The organism is Crassaminicella thermophila (assembly GCF_008152325.1).
Classification (GTDB): Bacteria; Bacillota; Clostridia; order Peptostreptococcales; family Thermotaleaceae; genus Crassaminicella_A; species Crassaminicella_A thermophila.
In genome coordinates, this window is record NZ_CP042243.1 from 2387705 (window position 1) to 2400484 (window position 12780).

A 12780-nucleotide genomic window follows, 5' to 3' on the forward strand; every position below is an offset into this window, starting at 1 on the left:
CATCACCTTATCTATTTAAACTTTAAATAATTCCATTGCTTTTGATAATTCATCTATCATATTGTTTAAATTTTGAATAGATACTGTAACTTCTTGTATAGATGCTGCTTGTTCTTCTGTTGATGCACTTATTTCATGAATAACTGATGCAGATTGCTGTGATACTGAAGATATATTCTCTATTGATTTTAATACATCATTTTTTGCTTTTTCAACACAATCAATCTGGCTATATAAATATGATATTTTCTCCACAACTTTCTCTGTAGACATTTTTATATTATCAAATGCTTCTTTTGTTTGATTTAAATGATTTCTCGCATGCTTTGCCATTGCCTTTGTATTATTCATATTCATACTTGTTCTATCAATAACTTGAATAATCGCCTGCATTTTATTATGTATTTCTTTAGTAGCATTTGAAGACTGTTCTGCTAATTTTCTTACCTCATCTGCAACAACTGCAAAACCTCTGCCATGTTCTCCAGCTCTTGCAGCTTCTATAGAAGCATTTAAAGCCAATAGATTGGTTTGATCAGCCATTGCTTTAATAGTTTCCACAATTTCACCGATTGACTTTGACTTTTCTGATAATTCTTCTATACTTTTTCTCACATTTATTCTTCCTTGCATATCTTCCTTAAAAATATGGTCAAATTCTTTAATTGCTTTCATTCCTAGTTCATTCTTTTCTTTCATTTCTTCAGCGTCAAGACCTACAGACTTTAACTTGTCTAATATATCTTCTATATTACGTGATAAATAGTTGGTTGTTTCTAAACCATTGTTTGTTTCCACTGATTGTTCAGTTGCTCCTGATGCAACTTGTTGAATTGACTTTGAAATTTCTTCGCTGGCTATACTTACTTGTTCTGAAGAAACTGCTATTGTTTGTGATGTATTTTCTAATTCTTTGGTAGTTTTTTGAATACTATTAATTAAATTTCTAACATTTTCAGCCATTCTATTAAAACTATTTACCAATAAGCCAATTTCATCTTTATTTTTAGTATTTATATTTTCAATATTCAAATCATAATCTGCCATTTTATTAGCTATTTTAGCTATATTCTCTATAGGTTTTGATATCTTTTTTGATATAAATATTCCTATCATTGTTGTAATTATTAATACTAAAGATGATAATAAAAGAATCATTTTTTTCATTTTCTGAAATGCTTTATACTCTGCTTCAGCACCATAATCAGCACCTACAACTCCTATTATTTTCCCATTTTTATCTTTTAATGGATAGTACGCACAAATCATGGCCCCCCATTCTTTATCAAGCCAAATTTCTTCTTCATGAAATGCTTTTCCTTGCCATGCTAACGTATAGCTTTCATCATTTTCAACTTCTCCAATCTCACAAACTTCTTCTTCATCATCAGCTGTATCAAATATGTAAATAAAATCACCATTTTCATTTTTTCTCAGTACATATAAATATTTAACTCCACCTATTTTTCTAATATAATTAAGATCACCCATTATTTTTTTATAGCTTTCCTTTTGCATATCATCAGCAGTCTTAAACTCTTTAAATGCATCAACATCTATCCTCTCAGCTGCTGTTTTTGTAATGGCTAAAGCTTTTTTCCCTACAGTATTGATTAACATGTGATAGTTTTGCTTATACATTGCTCCAGATAATATACTGATACTTACTACAATGATTAGTAAAAATGATAAAGTAATTTTCGTTCCCAATCTTTCTTTAAAAAATATTTTTCTCAATCAAGTCCCCCCCAGTTTGCATACAAATCAGATATAAATAAACGTTTTCTTTCGTATTATTTCAAGCTTCCTATAAAATTACACCTACTATATAATATTATTTTTTATAAACCATGTCAAAAATTTTTTAAATTTATTGAATCATCTATTAAGTATTTAAAATACATAATATTAAAAAGCTCTTTTCATTTTTTTGCAAAATTTATGTTTTTCGGGTATACTATACATAAACATAAGTTTATAAATTAAACATAAGTTGGTGAAAATAATGACTGATAGAGAAAAAGAAATTCTATCTTTGATTCAAAAGAATCCTTTTATATCTCAACAAGAGCTAGCAACTACATTAGGAATTGCCCGTTCCTCTGTAGCTGTTCATATTACAAATTTAATGAAAAAAGGTTATATAAAAGGAAAAGGCTATATTCTAAGAGAAGCAGAATATGTTGCTGTAATCGGAGGAACAAACATTGATATTCAAGGCTTTCCAAGCAAACCTTTAATTTTAAACGATTCCAATCCTGGAAAAGTAAAAATTTCACTAGGGGGAGTTGGAAGAAATATAGCAGAAAATCTAGTAAAGCTTGGCATTGAAACAAAACTAATATCTGCTATAGGAGATGATTTATATGGAAGAAAAATTTTAGAAGAGTGTAAGCTTTCAGGTATTGATATGCAGCATTGCTTAACATTAAAAGATATGCCTTCCTCTACTTATCTTTCTATTTTAGATGAAAATAGAGATTTAAAAGTAGCAATTTCTCATATGGATATTTTCAATAAGATCACAATTGATTTTATAAGAAAAAAATTTCCTATACTAAAAAATTCCCAGTTAGTAGTTGTTGATACAAATATTTCTGAAGAAATTTTATACTACCTAGTAACCAATTTAAAAGAAGTAAATTTTTTTCTTGATCCTGTATCTACTTCTAAATCGAGAAAAGTTAAGGATTTCATTGGATATTTTCATACTATCAAACCAAATAAACTTGAAGCCGAAATTCTATCAAATATAAAAATTAATACTAGAAAAGATTTAGAAAAAGTTTCCTATTATTTTTTAAATCAAGGGGTAAAAAAAGTATTTATAAGCTTAGGAAAAGAAGGAGTATTTTATGCAGATGAGAATAATAAAAACTTTTTATCCACTCCAAAAATAAATGTAGTCAATGCTACAGGAGCTGGAGATGCTTTTATGTCAGGGCTTATTTATTCATATTTAAATGATTATTCTTTAGATGCCAGTGCAAAATTTGCTATTGGGGCTTCTATTTTAGCTTTATCCCATGAAAATACCATAAACCCAACTATGTCATTAGAAAATATAAAAAAACAATTAAAGGAGATGAATATATGTTAAAACAATATTTAGATATCCATCCAGAAGTGAAAAAAGCATTAGAAGAAAAAAAAGCCGTAGTCGCACTAGAATCTACTATTATATCTCATGGTATGCCCTATCCTCAAAATATTCAAACAGCTAAAAATGTTGAAAAAATCGTAAGAGAAAACGGTGCTGTTCCTGCAACAATAGGCATTTTAAATGGACGATTAAAGGTAGGCCTTACAGATGAAGAGTTAGAGTATATGGGAAAAGGAAAAAATATATTAAAAGCAAGCAGAAGAGACTTACCTTTTATTATTAGCAAGGGATTAAACGGAGCAACAACAGTAGCTTCTACCATGATTATTGCAAATCTTGCAGGTATTAAAATATTTGTTACAGGAGGTATTGGAGGTGTTCATAGAGAAGCTCAAGAAACATTCGATATTTCTGCCGATCTTATGGAGCTTGCAAATACAAATGTAGCAGTAGTTTGTGCTGGAGCAAAATCCATACTAGATATTGGTTTAACATTAGAATATTTAGAAACTCATGGTGTTCCTGTAGTAGGTTTTCAAACAAAAGAATTTCCAGCATTTTTTACTAGAAAAAGTGGATTTTCAGTAGATTACTATATTGATTCTGAATTAGAGCTTGCAAGAGCACTAAAAGCAAAATGGGATCTAAATTTAAAAGGAGGCATTGTCATAGGTAATCCAATTCCAAAAGAATATGAAATGGACTTTGATAGCATTAACAATGCCATAGAAGATGCACTAACTGAAGCAAAGAACAAAGGAATCAAAGGAAAAGAAACAACCCCTTTCCTTCTTTCAAAAATTAAAGCTATCACAGGTGGAAAAAGTTTAGAATCTAATATTCAGCTTGTATATAACAATGCAAAACTAGGTGCAAAGCTAGCAGTAGAGCTTTCTAAAATATATTAATTTCTACTTTTATTTATAGGTAACCACTTCCAAAATGAAATATAAAAAGAACGTTCATTCCAGATAACTTTTGAAAAAACTAAACTTCATTCCATGAAAAAATACTAAACCTTCAAAACTCACTTCGTTCAAACAATGAAGGTTCTTAACGTATTTTTCCATGTAATTTCAGTAAGTTTTGAACAAAAGTTATCCAAGTCATTCTCTTATCTTTTTTATATTTCTTTTTTTATGTTAATGTTATTTATCTATATATAATAAAAAGCTGGATCACCCAGCTTTTTATTATATTCCTATGCTTCTAAGAACATTTTTAAATCATCTTCAACATTTGTAATACCACCAATACCAAAGTTTTCAACTAATACCTTTGCAACATTTTCAGATAAAAATGCTGGTAATGTAGGCCCTAAGTGAATATTTTTTACACCTAAATATAATAGTGCTAGTAATACAATAACTGCTTTTTGTTCATACCATGCAATGTTATAAGAAATCGGTAATTCATTAATATCATTTAACTCAAATACTTCTTTTAGCTTTAGTGCGATAACTGCTAAAGAGTAAGAGTCATTACATTGCCCTGCATCTAAAACTCTTGGAATTCCATTAATATCTCCTAAATCTAGCTTATTATATCTATATTTTGCACAGCCTGCTGTAAGGATTACTGTATCTTTTGGTAATGCTTTTGCAAACTCTGTATAATAATCTCTACTCTTCATTCTTCCATCACAACCAGCCATTACAAAGAATCTTTTGATTGCTCCTGTTTTTATAGCTTCAACAACTTTATCAGCTAAACTCAATACTGTATTATGTGCAAAACCACCTACAATTTCTCCTTTTTCTATTTCAACTGGAGGAGCACATTTTTTAGCATGTTCAATTACCATAGAAAAATCCTTTGTTCCATCTTCTTTTACAGGAATTCTTTTTAACCCTTCAAAGCCTACTGCTCCTGTAGTATAGACTCTATCTTTGTATACATCCTTTGGAGGAATAAGACAGTTTGTTGTCATAACAATCGGTCCATTAAATTTTTCAAATTCTTTATCTTGCTTCCACCAAGCATTACCGTAATTTCCTACAAAATGACTGTACTTTTTAAATGCAGGATAATAATGAGCAGGGAGCATCTCACTATGAGTATATACATCAATACCCGTTCCTTCTGTTTGCTTTAATAATTCTTCCATATCTTTTAAATCATGACCACTAATCAAAATAGCAGGATTGTTTCTTACACCAATATTTACTTTTGTAATTTCTGGATGCCCATAAGTTGATGTATTTGCTTTATCAAGTAATGCCATAACCTTAACACCAAATTCTCCTGTTTTCATTGTAAGGGCAACTAAATCATCAACTGTTAAATCATCATTCAATGTTGCAACCATTGCTTCTTGCATAAATTTATAGATTTCATCATCCTCATATCCTAATCGAAAAGCATGATCAGTGTATGCAGCTAACCCCTTCACACCAAAAATAATTAAACTTCTTAAAGATCTTACATCCTCATTTTCAATAGATAAAAATCCTACTGTTTTTGCTTTTTCTTCTAATTCTTCAACACTATCACTAAAGTAGGTTGCAGAATCATGAGTAATATTTACATTTCCACCTTCTTTTATGATTTGTTCTTTTGCTTCATTTCTTAATGTAAAAGTTTCTTTAATTTTTTCTACAAAGTATTCTTTATCAAAATTTGCATTTGTAATTGTTGCAAATAGCCCTTCTGTAATAAATTTATCCACTTTATTTGTATTAATTCCTAACTTTTTTGCTTCTAAATTATACATGGATAATCCTTTTAGTAAATAGATAAGTAAGTCTTGTAAGTTTGATACATCGCTAGTTTTTCCACAAACACCTCTTGTGGTACATCCTATGCACTTCGCCGCTTCTTGACATTGATGACAAAACATTTGTACTTGCTTATTCATCCATTTTTCCTCCCTTTTTTTATTTGTTTATATGGTATCATAAATACAATTAAACCTATGTGACGTGTGTCACAATATAACTTATTTTTTTATACCCTTAAATTGTTTATCATAAACTATTGAAAAAAATAATTAATGACTGTAATCTGAAAACAAACTAAAAAATCACCCTTTTTTAGATGCATAGGGTGATTTTATTCTATTGAATAGAAAATAATTGCTTTATATAAAACCTATTTTTAGAATTTATAGCTTAGCTTTCACTATATAATTGTCAAAAGGAATGTTTGTAAAACAGTATATTCCTTTTTCATTACATACAGTGTGTGCAATTGGAATAAATTTATTATCATCAACTCTATATAATATTACTAAAGCATTTGGAATCGGAATATCATTATCATCTTTTATTTGACCGGTTATTTTAGTTTTTATATCTTTTTTATTAAGCTTTATGTTTATATCAAATATCTTATCTGTTTGTTTAATTTCAATAAGTTTATTATAAATTTCAAAGTTTGGATTGTTTATAAATATTTCGTATATATCCCTTGGTATATCTGAAAAGACAAATTGCCCATAAATATTTGTAGTAGTAGCTTTATATACTCTTTTTTCATTGCTACATGTATTCTTTAAAAGATATACAGTAATATCTTTTAAAGGTTTGTTGTTGTTATCTACTAAATGACCAGAAATTAATGTATATTTAGACATATGTGATTTTTTTAAATAGATGTTAAAGTTTATCATTCTTGAACATATTTTCATAAAATCACTTATTTTAGTTTTGTAGCCTATTTTTTTTGCAATAATCTTCACTTTTGTATTCAATTTTACTTCAAAGTAAGCATAAAAACCTTCTTCAGAGCTATATACAGAACCTATTTTTTCATCATTTTCATTAAAAAAACTTATAGTAGCATCTTCTATAGGACATTCATTTGAAGTTAGTACATTTCCATATATAAGTGCATTATCATAGTAAGTATTTTTTTTTAGGTTTAAATTGAGTACTATTTCAGGATGTTCGTCTGTAATACCAGCAATTTTTGATTGACCTAATATATACTGATCCATACAAATAACCTCACATATATTTTATAGAGAATGGGTATATAATTTTTATATACCCATTCATAAATAATTTTTTATTCTGCTGTTTTGTTTGCTTTAATTTTATAATTTCCTTCAGGTATTTGCTCAAATAGATATAAACCTTGCGAATTTGTCCAAGTAGTTCTTATTGGATTTAATGTTTCTTTTCCTTCTTCATCTGTAATTACTTCAAATAGAATTACATAAGCATTTGCAATTGGTAAACCATTTTTATCCTTTATAACACCATTTATAGTTCCTTTTCTTCCTACAGGATCTATAGGCATATTTAGGACTATATTCCTAACTTGACTTGGTCCATCTATAATAAAGGATGTGCTAGTATTTGTATAGCCTAATAATGAACTAGTAATTTGATACATTCCTTGCGCAACATCAAAGAATGCATACTGACCATATTGATTTGTATGAGTTGTTTTTATTAATGTTGGATTAGATTCATTATTAGCATATAATCTTACAGTAGCTCCTTCAAGAGGTTCTCCACTCATATTTAATACTTCACCAGCAACTAAACTATTCGTTGAACCTGGATCAACAGTCATTACAAAATCTCTTTCTATTTGTTGAGATACTTGCATTGTAAATGGAGTACCTTGTTTTAAATCATAATGATCTTTAGATGCAAATATTAAATATTGATTTCCCGCTGCTACTTCAGCTATAGTATATTGTCCAGAATCATCAGTAACAGTATGGTATTTTGGATTATAATTTGTATCTGTTATTTTTATAGTGACATTTGGTATTCCATCTCCATTAACATCTAAAGCCTTACCAAAAACAGTACCAGAATCAGTAAAAATATTATCTTCAAGTTCTAAGTCTATACGAATCTCTTGACCTAAATCTACTATAGAACCAGTTTGAGATTGCCCTAATTTATAAAGATCTTTATTTTCAGCCATAATATCACCTCACTTTATTGTTCCTTATTTGCTTTTACAATATATTTGCCTTGTGGAACATCTCCAAATAGGTATGCTCCACCAGATATTGTTCTTGTATACCTTATTGGAGTCAATTTTGGATTTTCAGGATCACCAGTAACTTCATATAATATAACTACTGCACCTACTACTGGATTACCATTATCATCTTGGATAATACCATTGATAGTTCCTTGAGAGGTAGTAGGGGATATTTCCATAATTCCAGTAAGATTTATTATTGAGCCTGGTTGAGTTACTTGAATCTCAATCATAGTAGTATGATATCCTTGCTTTGTTGCTCTTCCAATATAACTTCCTAGTTCTACCTTAGTAAAAACACATTGACCATATTCATTAGTAGTAGTTACAGCATATGGGATTTCTTCACCTGCAACAATTTTTGATATAGAAGCAGTTACGCCTTCTAGTGGATTTCCTAATTCATCATAGATATGAGCTGTAATAGTAGATAATTCTGCATTTGGATCAGGGTGTATTGTAGCATTTATAGTTATTGTTTGACCAGCAACTATTGAAAAAGATGTTGTATCATTAAGAAGATACCCAGTTTTAATCATGCTAAATCTAAGCTCAGATGCTGGGACAATATCAGATATATTGTAAAATCCTGTATCATCTGTTAGTGTATGATATAGTGGGTTGTTGTTATTATCTAAAATTTTAACTAAAACTTCTGAAACAGGATTTCCATCAGGATCAGTAATTGTTCCTGTAACAGATCCAGTATTTAAAAATGGATCTATATCTAATTGTACGTCTAATCTAATCTCTTCTCCAACGTTTTCTAGATTCCCTTGTTTGGATTGTCCAAGTTTGTATAAATCACTCATCTATTTACCTCCTTTTTGGTTTTATACTAGCTTTGACTAGTACATATTATGAGTTTTTTAAAAAAAGTGTTACAGTTGTATTTGTCACCTAAAAAATGGCTTCTGCCATATGCAGAAGCCATTTTTATAAAATCTTTTGAATTTCATCATGCTTATAATCTTTTATTAACTTTTCTTTAGCTTCATTCACTACAATTAGTTTTACTGCATCATCATTTATTTTAAATACCCTTCCCTTTTGCTTTGTGCCTATAACATTAACTGGTGCTCCAATGTTTAAAGGCTTAATTTGCTGACTTTCACAAAAACCACATTTAGAATCATTCTTTTCAATTCTTCTACACTCTGTACAATAATAAAGTTTCGCCATTTTGCATTTCCCCTTATCATATACATATTTTTATTATATATATTCTTTAAATATTCAGAATTTCCTTTTTATTTTGATGTTTTATTTCCAATATTTTTTTACAAAGATAAATGCATCTCGATTAAAAAATCCAGATGCATTTATCTTTGTAAAAATTCAATTATTTTTCTATGCATATACTCTCTTTCAGGTCCTAATGTACAAACATGCTTGGATTGCTTAAGCCATAGGATTTCTTTTTGTTTTGAAGAAATACTGTCATAAATTATTTGGGCACTTATTGGTTTTACAGTTTGATCCTTCTGTGATTGAATTATCATTGTTGGACATGTAATCTTTGATAAATTACTTTTTGCTTGTTTCATTAATTTTAATAAGCTAGGAACTGTTCCTACTGGAATAGATGTATAAGCAATTTTATACGCTGTATTTTCTTCTTTTTGTGGTAGTGATTCTTTCCATTTTTTATATGGCATAAAATATTTCACAATAGGAGAAAATCTTGCAAACCTATCATAGATACGAATTGGTGCTGCAATAGATATTATTTTATCTACTTTATACTTTTCTGCTAATAATAAAGATAAAACCCCTCCCATTGATAATCCTATTACATATACTTTACTACACTTATCTCTTAACTTTTGATATCCATCTAATGCATCCTTCATCCAATCCTTCCAATTGCATTTTCTCATGTCTTCTACACAAGTTCCATGTCCTTTTAATAAAATACCATTTACAGTATATCCTTGCTTTTTTAATACTTCCCCTAATAACCTCATATGAGCAGGGGTTCCTGTAAAGCCATGTATCAATAAACAACCTTCATCATTTCCTTCATAAAAAAATAATTTTGCATAACTATGTAAACAATTCATAATTCTCCGTTACCAAATACCTATTTTATAGGATAATCTCTAAGGTTAAGGCTTGCATCATCAAGTTGCCTTCTAAACTCTCTTAAAGATTGTTCCTGTATAACTTTTGATAACTTTTTATTTTTAAGCATACCAATTACATTCAAATCCTCAATAACAATATACTTTGGCTTGGTTTTCACTAAAGATGTTGTTATTTGATGAATATAATTCTATCTTATTCCTTTAATTTTCCTATAAAGTTTTCTCAACTTATTTTCAATTTTTATAATATTGTTAGTTTTATGGTACTTGTAACGGTTTTCACCTCCTTCTATTTTTGTTTTATTCATTTTTTCTTGATATTTGTCTTTGTAATCTTTTCATATTTTTTAATTAACTTTTTCATTTTAGGTGATTTATTAGTATTTTTATATTTATCTTTATTACTAACAACTGCTAAATCTTTTACTCCTAAGTCTTTATATCCTTTTTTATTTAATTCTTTCCTTATTTTTCTTGTACTATAGTTATTTCTACTTTTCTTAAAAATACTTATGATCTCATTATCCAATTTACTATCGTATGATTTTTTCACAGGGGTATAATAAACAAGACTTCTAGATATATTTCTTTTTTAAGTTTTATAAGTTCGTTCTCTTCATCATTTCTATTATCTTTAGCTTTAAAGGATTTGGTATTGTTATAATCAGAAATCCACTTATTTACTGTAGACCTAGTTTATTTTTCTAATATTACTGAATAATTGTCATTATCTAACTGAAAATTATCTTTAACTATATTTAATCCACACTCTTTCAATCTCTTAATAAAGTCATCATGCTTAAATGGTGTAAAATCTAATCTAAAAGGAATACATTTTGTTTCTTTATCATTGGCAATCTCAATAAACAAAATTTCAACATTGCTACTTTCATCAAAACCATTTAAATTCCAAATATATGTAAATATATACTTTCTATCATTGTATCTCTTTATATCACTTGTTTTAAATCTTACATTTTCCTTTATTACTTTATCCCAGTTTCTTGTGTCAATTATAATTTTGCCACCATTTTTAGTAACTTTATATAGTGACCTTATATTGTTTAACATTTCATCTTTACCCATGCTGTGACTAATTGAATTTCCACAACAAAACACAACATCAAACTCATCATCAAAATTATAAGGTAACTGTTCCCAACTCAATTGTTTTGTAGGAAAAAATAAGTTATTACTCTTTGCATACTGTTGAGTTAAATTTATCATTTCTTTGCTAATATCCGTTCCAATAACATTAAAACCCTTTCTCTTTAATGCTGTTGCTTGAATACCATTTCCACATGAACTATCTAATATTTTTGAATTACTTTGTAGGCTATTTAACAAGTCCTCATATTCATTTATAAAGTCATCTTCATAATCTTTCATATCACACCCAGAATATAAAACATTATAGAAATATGACATTGAGTTGTATTGTTCTTCTACACTATTTCTATTCATAAATTATCCCCCTTTAGTTTGCATTATTTCTACTACTATACAATATCTATTATTTTTATCTTTTTTAGAATATATTGCTATTACAAATAACGGACTTAGACTTTTCGTCGTCCTACATGTTTTTCGTAGGATGATAAAAAGTCTATGTTAGATGACGTGTGAATTCTCATATGCTATGGATTCTCTTCAAACCATTCTGCAGCTATTTTGCATACTTCTTCAGAATTTAATGCCCAAAATGAATGACAAGCTCCTTCAAGATCAACCTTTTTTTTAGGTTCATCGAACCACTCATATACCTTGTTAAGATATTCTTGTGAAAAAAACCTATCATATTCTGGCACAAACATTAAAATTGGACATTTAGGCTTGTTTTTTAATTTACTATCATCTTCTAAAAATAAACCTATAAAGCTTGAATACCAAATTAATGGTATATTCCAAAAATCAATATACTTTTCTTCAATATTTTTATATAATTCTTTTTCTTTTTCAACATTTGGAAATTCTAATATGTCCAAATTTGCTTGCTTTTTACTATTAACTTTTAATCCAGGAAAAAATTTTGCTAGCATCTTTATTATGGGATAAATTACATATAATTGCTTATGATTTGGAATATAACTCAAATCTTTATGTAAACCGACTCCATATAATGCACATGATCTAATACGATCATCTATAGATACGGCATACTGCCCATAAATACCACCATTTCCATTTACTCCATACATATGTATTGCATCATTATAATTTTTTACTATGTAATCTATTACTGTTTTTATATCATCATAAGCAATTTCTGGAGTTAAATGATTTCGTTTTCCACCACTTTTCCCTGAACCAGTTAATTGGACAGCAAAAATATTGAATCCTAATTCTGCAAAGGGTTTGTAATATTGAGGATAATCATCGATGTTTATATTAAATTGTGTAGTTAATACATTTGGATAAGATTTATTTACTTCATAAATATCAACGAATAATTTTTGTCCATTTTCTTTTGTTAACATAATTTTCTTATTTTCCATTTCGAACAAAACACCGCCCTTCTTCATTTTTTTAACAGTCGGGTTTGTTGTTTGGTTTTAGCATGACTTTATATGTTTTAATCATCTTCAACCAACTCTCTCACCATTTTTCTAGCTTTATTTGTTCTTTTTAAATTAAATACTCCTA

General features: G+C 28.4%; 12 protein-coding genes and 1 pseudogene. 2 read left to right on the forward strand and 11 right to left on the reverse strand.

The genetic code is table 11. The annotated features are described in order from the left end of the window. Nucleotides 1–15 precede the first annotated feature (15 nt). Nucleotides 16–1737, reverse strand: coding sequence for a methyl-accepting chemotaxis protein (locus FQB35_RS12070; RefSeq protein WP_148810133.1), 1722 nt, complete (start codon nt 1735–1737; stop codon nt 16–18). A 268-nt stretch (nt 1738–2005) separates the two neighbouring features. On the opposite strand from FQB35_RS12070, the gene FQB35_RS12075 reads away from it, so the two are divergent. Then, nucleotides 2006–3100 carry a PfkB family carbohydrate kinase gene (locus FQB35_RS12075; RefSeq protein ID WP_148810134.1) on the forward strand — a complete coding sequence of 365 codons (1095 nt, stop codon included), beginning with the start codon at nt 2006–2008 and terminating at the stop codon, nt 3098–3100. After that, nucleotides 3094–4011: a pseudouridine-5'-phosphate glycosidase gene (locus FQB35_RS12080; protein WP_148810135.1), complete on the forward strand. Its 918-nt coding sequence runs from the start codon at nt 3094–3096 to the stop codon at nt 4009–4011. Before FQB35_RS12075 ends, FQB35_RS12080 begins: the two co-directional genes overlap by 7 nt. A gap of 293 nt (nt 4012–4304) precedes the next feature. Here the strand turns inward: FQB35_RS12080 and hcp are convergent, their stop codons facing one another. From hcp to FQB35_RS12125, 10 genes and pseudogenes are all read right to left on the reverse strand, one after another. Then, nucleotides 4305–5960 (reverse strand): hydroxylamine reductase, encoded by a 1656-nt coding sequence (hcp, locus tag FQB35_RS12085; RefSeq protein ID WP_148810136.1) that lies wholly within the window; start codon nt 5958–5960, stop codon nt 4305–4307. Nucleotides 5961–6206: 246 nt separating this feature from the next. Then, nucleotides 6207–7040: a carboxypeptidase-like regulatory domain-containing protein gene (locus FQB35_RS12090; protein ID WP_148810137.1), complete on the reverse strand. Its 834-nt coding sequence runs from the start codon at nt 7038–7040 to the stop codon at nt 6207–6209. Nucleotides 7041–7111: 71 nt separating this feature from the next. Continuing rightward, nucleotides 7112–7987: an MSCRAMM family protein gene (locus tag FQB35_RS12095; protein WP_148810138.1), complete on the reverse strand. Its 876-nt coding sequence runs from the start codon at nt 7985–7987 to the stop codon at nt 7112–7114. A 14-nt stretch (nt 7988–8001) separates the two neighbouring features. Next, nucleotides 8002–8862: a carboxypeptidase-like regulatory domain-containing protein gene (locus tag FQB35_RS12100; RefSeq protein WP_148810139.1), complete on the reverse strand. Its 861-nt coding sequence runs from the start codon at nt 8860–8862 to the stop codon at nt 8002–8004. Nucleotides 8863–8986: 124 nt separating this feature from the next. Next, nucleotides 8987–9232, reverse strand: coding sequence for a hypothetical protein (locus FQB35_RS12105; protein WP_148810140.1), 246 nt, complete (start codon nt 9230–9232; stop codon nt 8987–8989). A 140-nt stretch (nt 9233–9372) separates the two neighbouring features. Further along, complete coding sequence (locus FQB35_RS12110; RefSeq protein WP_148810141.1) at nt 9373–10113, reverse strand: alpha/beta hydrolase; 741 nt, start codon at nt 10111–10113, stop codon at nt 9373–9375. A 20-nt stretch (nt 10114–10133) separates the two neighbouring features. After that, on the reverse strand, nt 10134–10295 hold the full coding sequence (locus FQB35_RS15945) for a hypothetical protein (protein ID WP_168198339.1): 162 nt from the start codon (nt 10293–10295) through the stop codon (nt 10134–10136). A 278-nt stretch (nt 10296–10573) separates the two neighbouring features. Next, nucleotides 10574–10830, reverse strand: a pseudogene (locus FQB35_RS16305) (IS3 family transposase); the annotation flags it as partial. 3 nt (nt 10831–10833) lie between these two features. Then, nucleotides 10834–11601, reverse strand: a complete 768-nt coding sequence (locus tag FQB35_RS12120; RefSeq protein ID WP_148810143.1) for a class I SAM-dependent methyltransferase — start codon at nt 11599–11601, stop codon at nt 10834–10836. A 173-nt stretch (nt 11602–11774) separates the two neighbouring features. Further along, on the reverse strand, nt 11775–12632 hold the full coding sequence (locus FQB35_RS12125) for a serine aminopeptidase domain-containing protein (protein ID WP_231701908.1): 858 nt from the start codon (nt 12630–12632) through the stop codon (nt 11775–11777). Nucleotides 12633–12780: the final 148 nt, after the last annotated feature.